This window comes from bacterium (genome assembly GCA_035505375.1).
In the GTDB taxonomy this organism is placed as follows: domain Bacteria; phylum Hydrothermota; class Tepidihabitantia; order Tepidihabitantales; family Tepidihabitantaceae; genus UBA2258.
On sequence record DATJQV010000039.1, the window covers coordinates 41,763 to 60,797 of the forward strand.

12 protein-coding genes and 1 pseudogene are annotated in these 19,035 nt (G+C 63.5%); 5 read left to right on the forward strand and 8 right to left on the reverse strand.

The genetic code is table 11. The features are described from left to right. Nucleotides 1–29: 29 nt before the first annotated feature. Nucleotides 30–1,061 carry a hypothetical protein gene (locus tag VMH22_06375; GenBank protein ID HTW91319.1) on the reverse strand — a complete coding sequence of 344 codons (1,032 nt, stop codon included), beginning with the start codon at nt 1,059–1,061 and terminating at the stop codon, nt 30–32. Between the two features lie 457 nt (nt 1,062–1,518). Between VMH22_06375 and VMH22_06380 the strand changes: the two genes are divergently transcribed. Next, nucleotides 1,519–3,162 carry a DUF362 domain-containing protein gene (locus VMH22_06380; GenBank protein HTW91320.1) on the forward strand — a complete coding sequence of 548 codons (1,644 nt, stop codon included), beginning with the start codon at nt 1,519–1,521 and terminating at the stop codon, nt 3,160–3,162. 141 nt (nt 3,163–3,303) lie between these two features. After that, nucleotides 3,304–5,502, forward strand: a complete 2,199-nt coding sequence (locus VMH22_06385; GenBank protein ID HTW91321.1) for a hypothetical protein — start codon at nt 3,304–3,306, stop codon at nt 5,500–5,502. Between the two features lie 154 nt (nt 5,503–5,656). On the opposite strand, the gene VMH22_06390 is transcribed toward VMH22_06385, so the two are convergent. Beyond that, on the reverse strand, nt 5,657–5,860 hold the full coding sequence (locus VMH22_06390) for a hypothetical protein (protein HTW91322.1): 204 nt from the start codon (nt 5,858–5,860) through the stop codon (nt 5,657–5,659). Between VMH22_06390 and VMH22_06395 the strand changes: the two genes are divergently transcribed. After that, a complete protein-coding gene (locus VMH22_06395; protein HTW91323.1) occupies nt 5,859–6,056 on the forward strand; it encodes a hypothetical protein in 198 nt (65 codons plus the stop codon). The genes VMH22_06390 and VMH22_06395 overlap by 2 nt on opposite strands. A 200-nt stretch (nt 6,057–6,256) precedes the next feature. On the opposite strand, the gene VMH22_06400 is transcribed toward VMH22_06395, so the two are convergent. Next, the gene (locus tag VMH22_06400; protein ID HTW91324.1) at nt 6,257–6,598 is read right to left on the reverse strand and encodes a DUF3795 domain-containing protein; all 342 of its coding nucleotides are present in this window, start codon (nt 6,596–6,598) and stop codon (nt 6,257–6,259) included. 320 nt (nt 6,599–6,918) lie between these two features. On the opposite strand from VMH22_06400, the gene VMH22_06405 reads away from it, so the two are divergent. Further along, a complete protein-coding gene (locus tag VMH22_06405; GenBank protein HTW91325.1) occupies nt 6,919–8,448 on the forward strand; it encodes a hypothetical protein in 1,530 nt (509 codons plus the stop codon). 102 nt (nt 8,449–8,550) lie between these two features. Further along, nucleotides 8,551–9,600, forward strand: a complete 1,050-nt coding sequence (locus VMH22_06410; GenBank protein ID HTW91326.1) for a trypsin-like peptidase domain-containing protein — start codon at nt 8,551–8,553, stop codon at nt 9,598–9,600. A 39-nt stretch (nt 9,601–9,639) separates the two neighbouring features. Here the strand turns inward: VMH22_06410 and VMH22_06415 are convergent, their stop codons facing one another. From VMH22_06415 to VMH22_06435, 5 genes and pseudogenes are all read right to left on the reverse strand, one after another. After that, complete coding sequence (locus VMH22_06415; GenBank protein ID HTW91327.1) at nt 9,640–9,984, reverse strand: T9SS type A sorting domain-containing protein; 345 nt, start codon at nt 9,982–9,984, stop codon at nt 9,640–9,642. After that, nucleotides 9,970–11,076 (reverse strand): annotated as a pseudogene (locus VMH22_06420) (C25 family cysteine peptidase). Before VMH22_06420 ends, VMH22_06415 begins: the two are co-directional and overlap by 15 nt. A gap of 66 nt (nt 11,077–11,142) precedes the next feature. Continuing rightward, entirely contained in the window at nt 11,143–13,914 is a 2,772-nt protein-coding gene (locus tag VMH22_06425) for a S8 family serine peptidase (protein ID HTW91328.1), read from the reverse strand. A gap of 50 nt (nt 13,915–13,964) precedes the next feature. Continuing rightward, the gene (locus VMH22_06430) at nt 13,965–16,376 is read right to left on the reverse strand and encodes a S8 family serine peptidase (protein HTW91329.1); all 2,412 of its coding nucleotides are present in this window, start codon (nt 16,374–16,376) and stop codon (nt 13,965–13,967) included. A 111-nt stretch (nt 16,377–16,487) separates the two neighbouring features. Further along, nucleotides 16,488–19,004, reverse strand: coding sequence for a glutamate mutase L (locus VMH22_06435; protein ID HTW91330.1), 2,517 nt, complete (start codon nt 19,002–19,004; stop codon nt 16,488–16,490). Nucleotides 19,005–19,035 lie beyond the last annotated feature (31 nt).

Here is a 19,035-nt window from a genome sequence, read left to right on the forward strand (position 1 = left end):
CGAACCTCCTTCGGGCTGGTCAGTCCGAACTACCGGGTGACAATCGGGCCGCCAAAGACCCCGATTGCGGGCAGGCGGCAACTTCCTCCCTTGCCGTCCTCAAAGTAGTAGTAGTAGGTGTGCAAGGCCTCCAGGAACTCGCCGTTTACGTATGAATAGAGCCCGTTGTAGGCGCTGCCGGTGATGAGGTGCATCGCGTGCGGGATGTTGTCAACGTAGATCAGCGCCGTGACCGGGGTGTCGAAATCGACGTCGTTGTAGTGGACGAGGAAACCGTAGTGGGTGTGCATCCCGCCCGTAGCCGGCTCGACTCCCTGGTCGATGAGCGTCGGCGGCGTATTCCCCGCGGCGGCGATTTCCGGGCCGCGGATGAAGCCGGCTTCCGGAAGGGCGGCGCAGTCGCCGTCACCGTCCTTCGCCATGAAGTAATAGGCGTGCTGTCCTTCGGGCAGCATTGCCCGGTAGACGTAGGTGCCGTTGACCTGCGTGCCGGCATGGAGCTTCATGTCGTGCGGGATACCGTCGACGAACACCTTCACCGCCATGGGCGGCTTGCAGACATCGGGGTCCTGATAATGGACCGTGTAGGTGTAGAAGTTGCGTTCCGAGCCATTGTCGAAGTACACGCCGCCGTCGGTGAGGATCGGCAGGCGGTTCATCGGCTTGGTCGTGCCGACGGACGGGCCGTTGTACGCGCCGTAGCGGGGGAACCGCTCGCTCGCACCACGCGTGTCCTCGGTGTAGAAGCTGTACGTATGTTCGCCCGGAGGAAGAGTCAGCCGGGCCCGATAGGTGCCGTTGGCCGGAGCGCCGTGGACGCGGACCATCGGGTAGGCGACGTTGTCAACATAGACTTCCACCTTGGCGGGAAGGTCGCCGTCCGGGTCATGATACATGACCGTGGCGACGTATACGGTTTTCGCCGTTCCCTTCATAGGTGACATCGTCGGTTGGCACAAGCAGGGCTTCGCATTGCCCGGAGCGGCCAGCGACGGGGCGGCGAGGGCCAGTACCAAGAGAACAACTGAAGCTGCGGCAAAAGCATAGTGCTTTGTGCGCATTCTTCCTCCTTTTTTCATAGTGCGGGTATTATAGGTTTCTCGGTTTTGTGTGTCAAGGGAAGCGCCCCCTGACCGTGGCGCGAACACACGGAAGCAACGATGGTTGCGAATGATAGAAGCACGGGCATCCGGCCGCGGCGCGCCGCCGGATGCGCGGCACCTGCGGCCCAGCGGCGACCTGAAAGCTGGAACACCACCTTCATCTTACATCCCCTTATGTTCCTGTCAACAAGGCAGTTGCGCCCCAGACCCGAGACAGGACCGACAATGGAGGCCATGGAGGGTGAGGAGTCGGGCGCAGGCCGGGGTCCCGGCTCGTACCAGCGGCGCTCTCTTTGCGCTCAGCGGTTCAATGCCGGCTCCGGGGTTGCGGCGATGGCGACAGGCGAGACGATGCCGAACTTCCGGCCGGCGGCCGGCGGTTTGACTCTGAGGGGGCAAGGTGTATCATGGTCGCGTGAACAGAGCGGTGGTTCTTGTTCTTCTGGCTGCACTCACGGTCGGACCGGCAACCCAGCTTGGCCGGCGGCAGGACGAGCCTGAGTGGCGCGGGCCACTGAACTGGGGCCATGGGGCCGGCCTGCCCCCGTTGCGCACGCCTGCCCGCATGCCCGTCTGGGTTTCACTGCGGCCCAACCCGTCCCACATTTTCGTCGTAGACAGCATGCCGGCGCCGGATTCTAATGCGGTCTTTCACGAAGGCCTAGACTCGCTCCTCTCGCTCATGGCCGAGAACGGCGCCTCCCTCTATCGCTCTGCCAAGCACCTGCCCTGGTGCGATACCGCCGGGCTCATCGCCAGGAACGACGTCGTTCTTCTCAAGGTGAATACCGCCTACCCGGAAAGGGGGATGACCAACACCGATGTGCTCAAAGGGCTCATCGCCCGGATTGTGGCCCATCCCGACACCTTTGTCGGAGAGATAGAACTGGTCGACAACGGGCAAGGTCACACTTGCTGGACGTATGCATCCAACAACGCCGAGCGCCAGTCCCAGACCATGCAGAGCGTGGTCGACCTGTTTGCCGGACAGGGGTATCGCGTTGGGGACTACGACTGGAGCGCGATCGGCCACGGCGACAGCGCGCGCTGGGTCAGCGAGTTCGACCGGGGCGACACGGTATCAGGCTATGTCCACGAAGATACGTCCGGCATGACCTACCCCAAGTTCGTGACATCCTTCGGCACCAGCATCTCGACCCGGCTTGGGGTATGGGACGGCAACGCGTACCACCCCGAACGCTTGAAGCTCATCAACCTGCCGGTGCTCAAGTCCCACACGGGCATGGGCGTCACCGCGGCGGTCAAGAACTACGTCGGGTTCCTCTCCTATGCGGTCACCGGGCCTGGGCCGATGCACGACAGCGCGATGTCGCACGGCTTGCTTGGGGTCGAACTCGGCAAGGCCCGCTTCCCGGACCTGAACATCATTGACGCGACGTGGGCCTGCGCCGAGATTGCCACCGGCCCAAGCGCGCCCTATGGCTTATGCACGCGCCTGAACACCCTCGTCGCCTCACGGGACCCAATTGCGGCGGACTACTACGCGGGCAGGTACGTGCTCAAGCCGGCAAGCTGGTGGAGCGGCCGGGCCTGGGTCCACGACTACGCCCGGATGGACCCTGAAAGTCCCGACACCGAGAACCCGGGCAACGGCACGTTGTATTCCGACTCGACTCCGTGTCACGGCACGCCGTACAACGCCTTCCACCAGATGCTCGCCTCGACCTGTGCCAGGATGCTTGGTTACGGAAGACCGGTGACGATGGACACCTTGCAGATGACCATCCACGTGCACCATCTTGGGATAACAGAGGAAGAGGGTAGAAACCTGCCTGCTGCCGGGCGTCTGCTCGTGATTCCGAACCCGGCAACCGGCGGAATCTGGGTTCGCTGTCGACTGGAGAAACCCGGCGCGGTTCGGCTGAGCGTGGTCTCCGCGGACGGCCGAGTAGTCGACGCCATAGCCATTGGAGTTACTGCGGCGGGCGAGCACAGTATCAACCTCGACCGGCATCTCCCTGCCGGTACGTACCTGCTCTCTCTGGTAACTCCCACCGGCCGACTCTCTCAGCAAGTCGTCGTTCCCGGCCGCTACTGAGCTTCGCGCTAGCGATGGCGCAACCTCACCCTTCCCTCCCCCTTAAGGGGGAGGGAATAGAAGGGAGGGGGCGGAGCGTTCGATTACTTGTGCGGAAGCATGGCGGTTTGACAGTCCTGCGTCGTGGTGTATGATGGTCGCGTGAACAGACCGGTGGCTGTTCTGCTCGGAACGGTCCTGGCCGTCGTCGCGCTGGCTGGAGTGCCCGAGTTCAAGCGGTACCAGACCATGCAGGAATCCCTGCGCTGCCTGCCGCCCAACATCCGGTCGTACTGCATGGAGAAGGCCGGGTTCGGGATGTGGCCGGCAGCGCGGTCCCAGTCGGAGTCGTCGGGACTATCTCTCGTTGGAAAGTGGGGCGCTGGTCCGAGCTATCGCGTGACAGGCCGTGACTCGATTGTGTATCTCTCTCGCGGCAGCGAGGTCGTGGTCATCAACTACGCGGACACCGCCCATCCCCGCGTACTCAACTACATTGAGGCACCGGGCCTCGTGGCTAAGTCAATCCTGGTCGGGAACCGCCTCTATGTCTCCTCGGGCTACATCGAGACCTTCGACGTCTCTAACCCGGCCAATCCGGTCAAGCTTGGGAGCGTGCTCGTTCGTGCCCCGGCTATAGACGCTGTTGATACGCTCGTCTACACGCTGTATCGGGACTCGTTCAGGATATTCAACTTCTCCGACCCGGCTCACCCGCAGCTTATAGGGGCCTGTCGCGACTCGGGCTACGACCTCTCGGTCTGCAATGGTTATGCCTACCTTGGTGACCGCTGGGGACTCTATGTGCTCGATGTCGCCATCCCGACAAGTCCGCACCGTATCGCCGCCTGGGGCTCTGACATCATCAGCGTGAAAGCAAGAGGCAACATCTGCTGTGCGACGCTCGCCAACTCCAACGACCCGGCGTACCTCAAGTTCTATATCCTCGACACGAGGAACCCCGCATCCATCGCGCCTCTCGGCTCCTTGGATAGCTGTGGCGGGTACGACATGTATCTCGAAGACTCGTTGGCATTCATCTCCGGCTACTACACGGGCGGGCATGAGTTTGAGATACTCGACATCGCCGACTCGACTCAGCCATCGCCGATAGGGACGTGTCTGACTCCCGGCGATGGCTTTGGAGTTTGGACGCTGAAGCCCCTGCGCCGCTCCTTTGTCGCGGACTACTACGCTGGGCTGACGGTCATCGACGTGTCAGTGCCGACGTCGCCCGTGCTAGATACCACGATACTCACGGCGGGAGCGAGTGTGGATGTCGCCGTGCAGGGCAACCTTGCGTGCGTCGCGAACGACGGGTATGGGATGGTGCTGCTCGACATCAGCGTTCCTAGCCGCCCGGTGCAGATTGGAGTCCTGGACAGCACGACGCAGATAGTCACACGGGCTGTTGCTGTGAGAGATAGCTTCGCGTACCTGGGGTTCGGGCCGTCGTTGGGCGACCTCCACACTGTCGATATCTCTGACCCTGCCCACCCGCTCTCGGCCGGCGGTGTCAACCTGTTCAACGAGCCGGATGCCATTGTGCTCCGTGACAGCTTCGTCTATTGCGCAGAGGTAAGGCGCTTCGAGGTCGTCAACGTCGCCCGGCCGAGACAGCCGGTGCTGGTAGGAAGCTGCGTAACCGGGGACGCGACCTTCGCGAGTCTCTGTGTTCAGGAAACGCTGGCGTACGTCGGCAACTACGTCGGCGACATTGTCAACGTCCGAAGTCCCGCAAACCCGCAGGTCGTCGGGCAGTTCGGGCTCGGTTGCAGTATCTCCGTCAGAGACACGTTTGCGTTCTTGGCGACAGGAGATCCTACGCTCCTGGTCTACAGCGTGGCCGATCCGACTCAGCCTCGGCTGATAGATTCCGTCGATGTAGGAGCGAACACGCTGTATTGGGTAGAGGCAGTCGGTTCACTGCTGTACGTTGGCAATGATGACGGTGTAAGGGTCGTGGACGCCCGCGATGTTCATAACATGCGGGTCCGTGGCTACGCGACGGCTCCAGACGCAGCAGGAAGGTTGCGCTACGCGTCGCCGTATCTCTATGCCGCGTGCGGTGAGACCGGGGTCTGCGTCTACGAGTCAACGCAGGTCGCCGTCGCCGAGCCTAAGCAGTTCGCGGGAGAGCAGGCGCGGAAGGGGGCGAGCGTTGTCAGGGGAGTGCTCATGATAGGAGACCGGGGACAGAAGACGGGAGAACGGGCGGAACTGCTCGATGCGAGCGGGCGGAAGGTGATGAACCTGAGAGCCGGCGCGAATGATGTGCGGGCGCTGGCACCGGGCGTGTACTTTGTGAGAGAAGCACAAGCCCAAGCACAAGCTGTCACGAAGGTCGTCCTGACCGAATAGGCCCGTGCGGCGCGGAGCCGCCACTGCGTCAGCAAAGTCGCCGCCTTTCAGGAAAAGCGAGAGCTTCGCTCCCGTGCTCCAAATCCGTCCCCATCAAATAGGGACGCTACCCATTTTCGGCCAATCTGCAGATAAGTCTCGGAAACGGAGCGCGTTATGCTCTGGGATAGGCGAAAGCAGACGCTATGGGAGTCGCCTTGGGAACCGTTCCGGGAACGGTTCGGGGGGTGGTTCGCAGGGCGACAGCGACGGTGATTCCCAACATGGTTCTGGCGGGCGTATTCAGGGCGACCTGCAGCGCGACCTCGACCGTGATTTTCCCCGCGACTTGCAGGGGCATCTCCGGGAGCTTCTGCATGGCGACTCTGAAAGTGGTTTGCTGGGGGACGTTCGGCGTGACTCTCGGAGCGACTTTGAGGGCGGTTCGGGGCGGGACTTCCAGGGCGATTCTCGTAGGGACCGGCAGGGTGAAGCTCCATCCATCTCAGCGCGCGTCGGCCAAAGCGGGGACAGTCCCTGCGGGCGTCAAATGGGGACAGTCCCGCAGCGCGTAGGACGCGCAAGTCAAAGGCCAAAAGGCAAGAGCCAAGAGCCAAAGGTGTCGCAACCGGAAACGGGGACAGGTGCGCGGAGCGCTTGCGTCGGACGTGCCCGGGGCACCGTAGGAACGAGCAGCGCGGTGCAGTCCCCATTTGGGCGGTACGGTCCACGTCTTCGCGGGCATGACCCCGCCGGTCATGTCCTGCCGGCTGGCTTACCGCCGGGCGCGGAGGGCTTCGAGGTGGGCTTTGGCCTCGGGCGCGTTCTTGTGGAAACCGGAGAGAGTGGCGCAGCCGTAGTCGCCGCAGTCGGCGCAGGTGGCGACTTTGCGGCCGGTAGCGCATTTCCGGATCTCGCACATCGAGCAGTAGGCGTTTTGAGCGCCGTCGCCGGTACAGCCGGCGCAGTTGACTTGTTCCGGCTTGAATTCATGGCCGAACGACTTGGACCATTCGGCGGCAGTCTTCTCGCGCAGGGCGGCATCGTTCGTTCGCGTGGCAATCTGCGCCGGGCAGGCGTTGCAGTCGATTCCGCAAAAGGCAATCATCTCAGGCATTAGGCCTCCTTGGTTTGGTGTGAACGAGAATAGCCGGCACAGGGGCGGGGTCAAGACGCGTTGCGGATGGGCGAAGTCAGAAGCTAGAACCTAGAGGCTAGAAGCTAGAGGTCGGAAGCCAAAAGGCAGAGCGGCGGACGGGCGAAGTCAGAAGCGAGAGGCGAGAAGCAAGAGGCTAGGAGCTAGAGGTCAAGAGGCAAGAGTCAAGACCACAGACGGCGAATCTGGAAGCGAGAAGCAACTCGGTCGGGCTTGCTGTCGAATCGTGGATGCGTAGACTCGTGGCCGGCCCCAAGGAAGAAACTAGACCCGGAGGTCTTATGAAGAGAATCACATTTCTTGTTGCTCTGGTTGCGGTCGTCGCGTCGGCCCAGACTCGGCGCTGGCTTTGGCTGGAGCCGACCGGCGACGTGGGCCGCTGGCTGTACGACCAGGGCGGCGGCAACATGGTGGTGATGGGCACGGAGCGTGCGACCGGCAAGGCGCTGCTGCATGGCCTGTCGACCGGCGGGGTGAGCACGTGGCATACCACCGTTGACAGCATCCATGACCCGGTGCTGGGCATCGGCGCGGGCGGCCGGCTGTTTGTGGCCGGGCATTTTCCCTCGCCTTACGACGAGAACGCGGTGATGACCGCCCTGACCGCCGCCGGCGGCTTCCGCTGGTCCGCGCTGTATGACGGGCCGGGCCTCGGCGACGACGAGGCGTTCCAGCAGGTCATCGAAGGGTCGCAGGGCACGGTCTTTGCCGCCGGCTACGTCACCCCGACCACCAACAAGGACATCGGCGTGTTCGCGTTTGACGGGACCGACGGCAGGCTGATGGACACGATGTTTTACGACGGGCCCGACCACGGCGCAGACGAGCCGGTCGACATGGTGTGCAGCGCCGCGGGCGACGTCTACGTGCTCGGGTCGACGTACTTTGGCGGCAATGTCGACTGGGTCGTGCTGCAGTGGAACGGCACCGGCGGGTCCGGGTGGACCGCGACCTTCAACGACTCGGGCAACGGCGACGACTACCCGGCGGCGCTGGCGGTCAGCGCGGCAGGGAATATCTACTCGACCGGGATCGGCCAGCCGAGCTACAACAACAACGATATGGTCGTAGTCAGCATGCAGGCGGCGAGCGGGCACGAGAACTGGGTTTACCATTACCACAACGGCGGCAGCACTTCTCTGGGCCGCGACGTCGTGGTGGGCACCGACGGCAACATCTACGCAGTGGGCGAGGCCAGCGACTCCAGCGGGTTTTCGAGCCTGGTCGTGGTGTCACTCACGCCGGGAGGGACCGAGCGCTGGCGCTACCGGTACGCACCGCGCCCGATGGTCACCGCGATGGCGTCGGCGATTGCCTGGGGCGGCGACGGCAACATCTATGCTTTCGGCTCGGCCAAGAACACGAGCTACAACTGGGACATGCTGGTCACGAGCCTGACTCCGGACGGCAGTCAGCGCTGGGCCTACACCGAAGACGGAGGCTACGACGACTATGTCTTCCGCGGCCTGTACGGGGCCGACGGCAACATCTACGCGGCAGGCAGAGTTGACACCGCGAGCCAGACGGCGCGGATGGCCGTGCTGAGTCTGAATCCGGTCTCGGGCATCGAGGAAGGCGGACGGCCCACGGTTAGCGGCTCACGGCCGGCGGCGACGGTCGCGCGCGGGGTGCTGATGCTCGGGGCCGTAGACAGTAGACAGAACACAGGATGCAGGGCGGAATTGCTAGACGCAGCGGGACGGAAGGTAGCCGAACTACACCCGGGCGCGAATGACGTGAGCCGGCTCGCGCCGGGCGCTTACATATTGAGAACCGGGACTTCAACCACGCGCGTTCTCGTGGTGAAGTAGGTTCCGCAGCATTGAACCAGAAGGGCGGCCAAGGGGCCGCCCTTTGAGTTTGAGGGCCAACGGCGCAGAACCGGGTGGGGCGAGCAGGCTATCTAATAGAGTGTGAAACCTGATAACAGGCGGGAATTACCACCGGACGACTTTCTATTCACCTCTGTGGACACGGCCGAGACTCAGGCCGCCGGAGCTTCAATCTGCCCGGAGGACGCGCTGCTGGATTCACACTCTCAGGCGGTGACCAAGGTTGTCGAGCAGGTGAGCCCTTCGGTCGTCAACATCACCGTCAGCAAGGGACGGCCGACCCGGTACAACCCCGAGGGGCAGGGCACCGGTTCCGGCTTCGTCTTCACGCCCGACGGCTACATCATGACCAACAGCCACGTGGTCCACGGCGCGTCGGAAATCGAGGTCGTGTTGGTGGACGGTCGCCGGTTCCAGGCCCGGTTGATTGGAGACGACCCGGGCACTGACCTTGCGGTCATTCGAATCACCGCCCCGGACCTGCAGGCGGTCAGGCTGGGCGATTCGCGCTACCTCAAACCAGGCCAGTTGGTCATCGCTATCGGCAATCCCTACGGGTTCCAGTGTTCGGTTACCGCCGGTGTGGTCAGCGCGCTCGGGCGTTCGCTGCGCTCGATTTCGGGTCGTCTGATAGACGATGTGATTCAGACCGATGCCGCGTTGAATCCCGGCAACTCGGGCGGGCCGTTGGTCACCGCCTGCGGCGACGTCGTGGGCGTGAACACGGCAATCGTGATGGCGGCGCAGGGCATCTGCTTCGCGATACCTTCGAGCACTGCCCGCCAGGTGGCCGTGCCGCTGATTCGCACGGGACACATCCGGCGCGCCTACGTTGGACTCGGCGGGCAGAATATCAACCTGCCGCGCCGGCTGGTGCGGTATCACGGACTGGCTGCGGAGAGCGGAGTGCTCATCATCCAGGTTGAGCCGAACAGCCCGGCCCACAAGGCCCGTGTGCTCGATCGCGACCTGCTGGTTGAATACGATGACCGGCCAATCACCGGAATTGATGACCTGCGCCGGATGCTGACCGAGCAGCGCATCGGCGCCAGGACCCGGATGGTTGTTATCCGAGGGCCGGACAAGCTCGTAATCGAAGTAATCCCGGAAGAATCTCCACAGCCGTCCTGACGCCGTTCCGCAGGGCGGCGCGGGCGAGCGGAGCAGGACCTATCGGGCCAATGCGGCCTGGTGGTGCACGACCAGCTTGTTGGTGGTCGTGTGCGTGCCGGCCTGAAGTCGTAAGAGGTAGACGCCGGCGGGGAATGACGAGGTGCGAAGGTCGAATGACGAAGCGCGGACGGCGCGGGAATCAATCAGTCGACCGCAGGCATTGTAGATAGCGACCCGGCTGCAGTTTCCTGCTTGTTGAGACGAGGAGAAGCTGAGGCGGACAGTGGCGTCGCACGGATTCGGAACCGCTGACAGCCTGCAGCCTGGAGATTGCGGTTTGAGGTTCTCCTCAATCCCACTGCCGACGTGGTGCTTGATACGGAGCGCAGGGTCGCCGAACAAGGTCCAGAGAACCGCCGGGCCGTAGATGGTGTCGTTGGTCGGATTGCCGGCGATAACGGAGCACTTGGCGGCGAAGAACGCCCGGCCGAGGCAGTGTTCGCTATCCTTGAACATGGTGTTCAAGAATTCCTTGTACAGGAGCTGGCTGGTCGTCGTAACGCCGCAAGGGCAGTAGGCTACATTCGCAATCGAGCCGCCATTGGGCGCTTCCAGCAGGTACTCACTCATCGCACCCCAACTGGGGTTGTCAAAGTAGCCGTCGGTTCAGCCGCGGTCGAGTACGACCGGCAGCGCGCCGGAGTTGGTGAGCGAGTCGACGTCGGTGTATGAGAAGAGCGTCTTCGAGCCGACCCACGACGGCGGCTGGGAACCGTGCGCACTGTGACAGACGAGCGACACGCCCTGATTGAAGCCCGCGACAGTCTTGTGCCGCAGGAACGCGCTCGACCCGTCGGATTCCTCGACGACGTAACATGAGTCGCCATTCGGCTTGAAATAGAGCGATTCGAGCTCGACGCCGTCGGGCGCGCGGTCATCCGAGGAAACGAACATCGTCGTGTGGGTCCAGAGGCCGGTGTCGGGCGAGGTCTCGTACCCGACGATCTTCGTGACCAGCGATTCGGCGTCGCCGAGCGTGTTCACCGGCAGCCGGCCGATGAAGACGTCGGGGATGGAATCCGCGCCGGACAGGGTCGCATACCAGTTGTCCGCACCATGCTCGGTCAGACCGTCGGCATAGTCGTAGCTGAACTTGGGGAACAGCTTGACCGGGACAAAGTCATCGTGAGTCGAGTCGCGACAGGCATCACCAACCAGCAGCACAAACTCGGGCCGCGGGTTCCAGTGCGCGTAGACCTGTTCCATGAACGCGCGGATGCGGTCGGTGCGTGCTCCAGTGGGGAACGTCGAGTAGATGAGATTTACCTCGGCCATCTTTACATCGTGGCCGAGGCTTTCGCGCAGGGCGCAGAGCGGGTAGAGCGCGCTGGTGAAGTCGGGATGGGTTATGACGAGGTAGTCCGCGCCGTTGGTCTGCAGAGACTCGGGCGTGGTTATGAGATAGCCGGCCGCAAGGGGAACGACCAGGGCCACGAGCGCCAGCGCGCAGCGGCAAGAGGAACAAGACCGATGGGGCCGATAGAGCCTATGCAGTAAGACCTACCTCTGCACGACCAGCTTGCGAGTGGTCATGAACGTGCCTGCTTTGAAGCGGAGCAGGTACACGCCGGCGCTGGCCTTGCGACCATGCAAGTCGTTGCCGTCCCAGGCTGCGTCATACCAGCCCGGATTCTGGTTGCCAGCCACGATTCTCCGGACGAGCGTACCGGCGGTGGTGTAGACTGAGAGATCGACAGTTGCCGACTTAGGCAGTCCGTAGCGAATGCTGGTCCGGCCGATTGTAGGATTAGGCACAACCCGGTCGAGGCCGAACATGGCGGGTACGCCGTGGCCTTCCTCGATGCCAAAGGACGAACTGACCACGACCGATGTCGCAGCGACGTCGTTCGACGGGTCCTGGTCGGTGGCGAGCCCGGTGCTGCACTTCACCGCGTAGGTGCCGGCAGGGTTCGCGACCCAGTTCTTGAACGCCAGCGTCTCGGAGATACCGGCGGCCAGCGTTTTGGTCATTGTGTCGGTGTAGCTTGTCCCGATGGTCAGCCGGGTGAGGAACGTTTCCTGTGACGTGCCGAAGTTGCTCACCACCGCTTTGGGCGTCACGACCGCGCCGGTATCAACGGTGTCGGTCGGCGCGATTATGGCCGTCGCGCCGACATCGTGCGTCCAGGCAGCGGCTGCGACATCACCGGTGATGGTCCACGCGAAGCTCTGATTGCGCGCGGTCTTCACGTTGTGGGCGCTGACACGGATGGTCCAGACCCCGGTATCGGGCGCGTTGACGCGCACGCACTCTTCGGTGTTCACGGAGTCGCGCCCGGTCGGGTTGGGCGTAGACTGCCCGCTGGTGTACTTGTTCCCCTTGTAGACTATGCCGCCGTGCGACGTCACGGTGAGGTCGAGGTCGTTGACCAGCGTCGGGTTGGCATTCGGCGCCGCGGCGGTGTCGGTCCAGGCCAGGCAGATCCGCAGCGGCATCGCCGTGGCCACGTGGAACTGCCGTGTCTCATACTCGCCGGTGGCGATGCCGAATGTGTCGTCAATGATTATGAGCTTGCGCGTGTCGCCGGTGAAATAGAGGACTGATTCGGCGTCGATGCGGCCCCAGCCGGCATCGGTACTCGGTATTGTGATGGAGTTGATATTGGGGTCGGCTGAGGCAATTGCCATGGAGCGGAGCAGGGCGGACGAGATGTAGGTAATCCGGTTGGCCGGGACCGGGCTGCCGGTCGGGTAGTAGCCTTCCTGCAGGTAGCAGCGCATCAGGCCGACCGTGCCGTTGGCGGCAGGTGTGGCCATTGACGTACCGGACATCGTGGTGTAGTCGTTCGTGCCGGTATTGAGCATCGAGTTGATGTCGATGCCGGGAGCGTCCACGTTCGGCTTGATACGGCCGTCCTGAGATGGGCCGCGGCTAGAGAAGTCGGCCAGGCTCTCCGCCTGCGTGCCTCTGCCGGTCGCGCCGATGGTGAGGACGTCCTTGGCAAGTGCCGGGTTGCTGATAGTTCTGGTGCCGTATTGGCCGTAGTTCCCGGCTGCGAGGATGTTCATGAAGTCCTTGTGCACCCAGCAGTACGCATCGGTCGAGGCATCCTGAAGGAGATAGTTGCCGGTGAAGTTGCCCCAGCCCCACGAGCCGGAGTGCTGCTTGATGGGCCGGAGCGAATCGGGCAGGCCGCGGCCGAGGTAGACAGTGTCCCACAACGGCGTGATGTCGGTGCCACCGACGAGGTTGCCGCTGGCATCGCTTATGTCGGTGAAGTAGAACCGCGCATCCTTGGCCATGCCGTCGTAGTAGCTCGAGTCGCCGTTGACCGAATCGTTGCCGCAGACTGTGCAGGCGACGTGGCTGCCGTGGTACTCGTTCTCGCCCGGGTCAGCGCCCTCGTAGAGTTTGTAAGCAACGATCTTGCGGTGCGTAGGCCAGATGCCGGGCGGGGTAATCGGCAGGTTCGGGTCACGGAACATGTTGTGCCCGGTATTCACGCCGGTGTCAGTCGTCGAGAGGATGATGTGCTGGCCGCGCACGCCGTGACGCCAGACCGGCCGGGCGGCCATGCTCGTGTCGGGTGGTTCGGACGAGCGCCATCCCTCCTGCATGACCCACTGGCTGCTGTTGTTGCAGAGTGTCGGCGCCGACCATTCCTGCATCCAACAGGTCTGCGGAAGCTGGGCCAATGACGCGATATCAGTGCCAGCAAGCGTGGCGGTGATGGTGATGCCGAAACTCGATGTCTGCACGTCATTCACCGTTCCACCCAGCGCGGCAATCTCCGCCTTCACCGGTGCCGGGTCGGCACCGGGCATGACCATGATGACGACCTTGGTCCGGCTTGGGACACGATCCGAAACTCCAGGAGAGTTTCGGTCATGTCCCAAGCCCAACAGCCCGGACTCCAGCTTGTAGGCCGGCTGGAACAGGCCGACCCAGTGTACCATCGGCAGCGACGCGACGTACGCCCGCTGGTCGGGACTGAGCAACGCCAGCACCGCGTAATGCGGTAGGTAGCCGAACGTCTTGATGCCGGCGCGGTCGAGCTCGCTGAACCACTGGCGCAGGAGCGGGCCGTTGAACTGCACGATGTAATACTCGCTCTGGCCGGCGGGCGCATTGAGCTTGAGGCCGGCCGGCAAAGCGGGCTCCCCGGTGCGGGTGTCGATGGTGATGCCGTTGGCGAAGGAGATGGAGTTCACCTCGTCGCCGGCGGTGGGCGTGAACCGATGCACCGCGCCCATGTTGTAGATGGCCGGGCGTGCAGCCGCCAGCCCGACGGCCAGAATCAGACAAAGAACGACTGACTGCAGGCCTTTCACAGGACCTCCTTGGGAGCAGGACCTACCGGACGCATAGGACCCATGAGCAGCTATCGCTGTACGACAAGCTTGTGCGTTGTCATCAACGTGCCGGCTTCGAGTCGAATCAGGTACACTCCGGCGCTGACCCTGCGGCCGTGGGAGTCGTTGCCGTCCCAGGCGGCTTCATGCCAGCCCGGATTCTGGTTGCCCGCCGCGATTCTGTGCACCAGCGTCCCGGCGGTCGAATAGACTGAGATATCGACGGCCGCAAATCTGGGCAGTCCGTAGCGGATGCTGGTCCGACCGCTCGTAGGGTTGGGCACGACTCGGTCGAGGCTGAACGCGGCGGGCAGGCTCAGGGCTTCCGCGATACCGCCGGACGCGTCGAATCCGCCGGTCGCGGTCCACGCGAAGGTCTGCTTTCGCGCGGTCTTCACGTTGTGGCCGCTGACACGGAGGGTCCACGTCCCGGTGTCGGGCACATTCACGCGCGCACACTCCTCGGAGTTGATCGAGTCGCGGTTGGTCGGGTTGGGCGTTGACTGCCCGCTGGTGTATTTGTTGCCCTTGAAGACCGTTCCGGTCGGCGAGGTCAGGGTGAGGTCGAGGTCATTGACCAGCGTCGGGTTGGCATTCGGAGCGGCCGCCGTGTCGGTCCAGGCCAGGCAGACGCGCAGCGGCATCGCCGACGCCACGTGGAACTGCATCTCCTTGTATTCGCCGGTCGCCACGCCGAAGGTGTCGTCGATGATGATAAGCTTGCGGGAGTCACCGGTGAAGTAGAGGACCGACTCGGCGTCGATGCGGCCCCAGCCGATGTTGCTGTCGGGCACCGTGTAGGAGCCGATGTTGGGGTCGGCCGAGGCTATGGCCATCGAGCGGAGGAGGGCAGATGAGATGTAGGTAATCCGGTTAGCCGGCATCGCGCTGCCGGTCGGGTAGTAGCCTTCCGACAGGTAGCAGCGCATCAGGCCGACGGTGCCGTTGGCGGTGGGCGTAGCCATTGACGTGCCGGACATCTCGTAATAGTCGTTCGTACCTGTGTTCATGGCCGAGTAGATGGTGTCACCGGGCGCCATCACGTCCGGTTTGATGCGGCCATCCTGGGCCGGGCCAAGGCTGGAGAAGTCCGCGATTGCGTTGGAGAAGACGCTGTGCACGGTCGCGCCGATAGTGAGGACGTTCTTGGCAAGCGACGGGTTGCCGATGGTCCTGAAGCCGTATTGGCCCTCGTTGCCGGCCGCGAAGATGTTCATGAAGTCTTTGTGCGCCCAGCAGTAGGCGTCGGTCGAAGCATCCTGAATCAGATAGGTGCCATTGTAGTTGCCCCAGCGCCACGAACCGGAATGCTGCTTGATGGGCCGGAGCGAGTCGGGCAGGCCGCGACCGAGATAGACGGTGTCCCACAGCGCGGTGAAGTCAGTGCCGATTACGAAGTTGCCGCTGGCGTCGGTCACGTCGGTGAAGTAGAACCGCGCGTCCTTTGCCATGCCGTCGTAGTAGCTCGAGTCGCCGTTGACCGAATCGTTGCCGCAGACCGTGCAGGCTACGTGGCTGCCGTGGTACTGGCTCTCGTACGCGTCGGCCCCCTGGAATTCCTTGTAGGCGACCAGCTTGCGGTGGTCGGGCCAGATGCCAGGCGGAGTAATCGGCAGGCTCGGGTCGCGGAACATGTTGTGGCCGGTATTCAAGCCGGTGTCGGTCGTCGAGAGAATCAGGTGCTGGCCGCGGACGCCGTGGGCCCAGACCGGCCGGGCCGCCAGGCTGGTGTCGTCGGGCGCTGATGAGCGCCACCCCTCTTGCATGACCCATTGGCTGCTGTTGTTGCACACGGTCGGCGCCGACCATTCCTGCATCCAGTAGGTCTCGGGAACCTGCGCCACGGCCGCAATGTCAGCGCCGGCGAGCGTCGCGGTGATGGTGACGCCGAAGCTCGATGTGCTCACATCATTCACGGTGCCGCCCAGCGTGGCAATCTCTGTCTGCACCGGTGCCGGGTCAGCACCGGGCATGACCATGATGACGACCTTGTGGGTGCCGGTCGCTGCCAGCAGTCCGGACTCCAGCTTGTAGGCCGGCTGGAACAGGCCAACCCAGTGTACCATCGGCAGCGACGCGACATAAGCCCGCTGGTCGGGACTCAGCCGGGCCAGAACCGCGTACTGCGGCAAATAGCCGAACGTCTTGATGCCCGCGCGGTCCAGGTCGCGGAACCACTGGCGCAGGAACGGGCCGCTGAACTGCACGATGCAATACGCGCTCTGACCGGCGGCCGCATTGAGCCTGAGACCGGCCGGCAAAGCCGGCTCGCTCGTGCGGGTGTCAATGGTGATGCCGTTGGCGAAGGAGATTGAGTTCACCTCGTCGCCGGCGGTGGGCGTGAACCGATGCACCGCGCCCATGTTGTAGATGGCCGGGCGTGCAGCCGCCAGCCCGACGGCCAGAATCAGACAAAGAACGAATGACTGCAGATTCCTCAAGAGACCTCCTTAATGTGGGTCAGTTTCAGCGACATGCGAGAACGACAATTGTAAAGTCTAGGAACACGTCAATCCGGGTCAAGTGCCGTCGTGTGGCGCAGTCAGGCGGCGTCAGGCGGTGTCGGGTAAGATAACCTGAGGCCGCTTGACGCCGACCCGGAGCTGGGTCGTGCCGTCGAGCAGTGCAAGCTCGCCTTCGTGCTCGGCAAGGCTCGCGCGGATGTCATCGGGCAGCCGCTGCTCGCCAAACCTCTCGAGGACGACGATAGTGAATGGTGGGCAGGGTTCGATGACCTCCTGGAGATTGACGCCGGCGCAGATGATTCCGGCTGCCTTTCGCTCTTTCACCTGTGAGAGTGTCACAGCGTCGACGAAGTCACGGACCACGATCTTGCCGGGCGCTACCTCCGAATGAGTCAGTTCGCCGGATACCTCTCCGCCCGAGCCCCAGACGCCCGATATCGTGGTTCCTTCACACGCCAGGACGCAGCCGCGGTCGGACACCTCCTGTACGACTCCGGGCAGCCAGGCTTTGACCTCGAGTTCCTCAAGCAACGGCTCAATCAGCACGATTCCAAAGTGCTTGTCGATGCGGTTGACCTTGCCGCGGACCGGTGAGGCCACGAATCTGAATGCACCTTTGGGGATAGCGGCAAGCCACTGACCACGGTCTACTTCGTCACCTGGGTTGACTCTCAGGTAGGGGCCGAGCTCGTCCGGCTCGACGTCAAGCTCCTTGGCGGCCTGAACTGCGGTGAACTCGCGCGCTGCCTCCGGTCTTTCGCGTACGAACAGGGTTCCTCCGGGCAGGAGTTTCTCAATTCTGCCTGCAACCGGTGACCGGAAGGTCTTGCCGGTCAGGCGGTGCGAAGTGCGGGCGACGACATCGCCGATATCTACATTGTCGCCGATATGCTTGACCAGATACTGTTCGACTCCGGCTGCCGGTACCTCGAGCGCCTCCGCGACGGAAAGAAAGAAGGGCCGCAGGAACTGACGCACGCTGCGCGCCACCAGCGTGTCCGTGCTTACCGCCTGGCCGGGGCTTACGAACACGTGACCGGGAATGGCAAGCTCCCGACGCAGGCGGACGTTGCCTCTCGTCACGGTTGGAGCGGACTCGGGTTCCTCGGCGCGGGCAGGCGGCACGTACCCGACCGGCATCTTCCGGTGCGCGCGGTCGAGTCTCACGATCCCCAGTTTCTGCGCTAGCTCGACCGCAAGCTTCGGGTTGACCTCAGCGAGAACCCCCAGGTGCGGGAACATGAACTCGCTGTCCACGGCCAGTTCCACGTTCGGGGCCGGTGACAAGGAGTCGAGCAGCACCGCCGTGGCCGCGTCACGAGGCGAATGGGAGAGAATTCCGCCACTGCCGATGAGCATGTCGCATTGAGTGTCCGTGAATGGTGTCGCCGGACGCGGCGGGACGCGCGGGCCCTTGAGCAGTTCGTCCAGGTCCTCGCGTACCGGACCGGTCTCGCGCTTCGCGCCGTCACGCAGTTTCAGGTGCTGGCGCACCGCCTCTCTAATAGCCACCACGGCCGAAGCCCATTCCGAGAGCATCTCGTCCGGCGTCCGTGCCAGCCCGGTTGGGTGGATGTGCTTGTTGCCGATGAGATTCCACATTTCGGTGTCGGTCAGGTGCGGATGATAGAGCTGGCGGATTGGGGTAATGCCCGCGAGTTCGGCGACGTTCAGGACACTGTAGCTCAAACCGAGGTTCGCGCTGACCGTGCGGAACACGTCATCGCTGCGGGCAGTGAACACGTCCGTCGTGGCGCCGCCGATGTCCACCGCCATGATTCTGTGGTGGGTTGCGATCGAGAGAAGCTTGAGAATTGAGCCGAATGCGGCCGGCGTCGGCATGATCGGTGCGGCCACCCACTGCTTCAGCTTCTCGTACCCCGGGGCCTGAGACATCACGTGCTCCATGAAGAGTTCATGGATCATGGTCCGCGCCGGTTCGAGATTCTCGCAGTCCAGCTCGGGCCGCACGTTGGGCACGGCCCGGAACATGAACTGGTCGCCGAGCGCCTGACGGACGTGGTCGGTAGCGTGAATGTTGCCGGCGTAGATGACCGGCATGCGGGCGGCCGGATTCAGCTTGGGGTGCAGCCCGGCCTCGACCAGCAACTCGGCGAGAAACACCGGGGTGGAGATGTTGTCGCCGTCGAACCCGCCCGCGACCAGCACCATGTCCGGGCGTAGACGTTTCAGGTCCTCGATCTTGCGGTACGGTGTCCGGCCGTCATCCATCGAGATGACCTCGAGGACGATAGCGCCGGCGCCAAGGGCGGCGCGATGGGCCGTGCCGGCGGTCATGCTGTAGACCAGGCCGGTGACGACCATGGCAAGCCCGCCGCCGGCACTCGACGTCGTGAGGTAGGGGATTGCCGGTTCATCATCGTGCACGAGCGTGTGTCCGCTCAGACGTTCCAGCCCGCGCAGCGCCTGGAGCACGCCGACCGTTACGTCTTCGTGCGGCTTCTCAACAGTGGTCGGGGTTTCGTAGCGGAAGCAGCGCCAGGCACCGGCTTCGCGGCAGAAGAGCAGCGCTTTGGTGGTGGTACTGCCGACATCCGTGATGCAGAACTCGGATGGGTCGAGCGGGAAAGACATTCTGGGCATCAAAACCTCCGTTTCAGTATCGGCCGGCCGC

Excerpts from the sequence above, each read along its gene's own strand:
- VMH22_06390 (HTW91322.1), bottom strand. The coding sequence starts at position 5,860 with ATGCAGAAGCTCCCGGAGATGCCCCTGCAAGTCGCGGGGAAAATCACG.
- VMH22_06400 (HTW91324.1), bottom strand. The coding sequence starts at position 6,598 with ATGCCTGAGATGATTGCCTTTTGCGGAATCGACTGCAACGCCTGCCCG.
- VMH22_06435 (HTW91330.1), bottom strand. The coding sequence starts at position 19,004 with ATGCCCAGAATGTCTTTCCCGCTCGACCCATCCGAGTTCTGCATCACG.
- VMH22_06405 (HTW91325.1), top strand. The coding sequence starts at position 6,919 with ATGAAGAGAATCACATTTCTTGTTGCTCTGGTTGCGGTCGTCGCGTCG.
- VMH22_06395 (HTW91323.1), top strand. The coding sequence starts at position 5,859 with ATGGCGACTCTGAAAGTGGTTTGCTGGGGGACGTTCGGCGTGACTCTC.
- VMH22_06375 (HTW91319.1), bottom strand. The coding sequence starts at position 1,061 with ATGCGCACAAAGCACTATGCTTTTGCCGCAGCTTCAGTTGTTCTCTTG.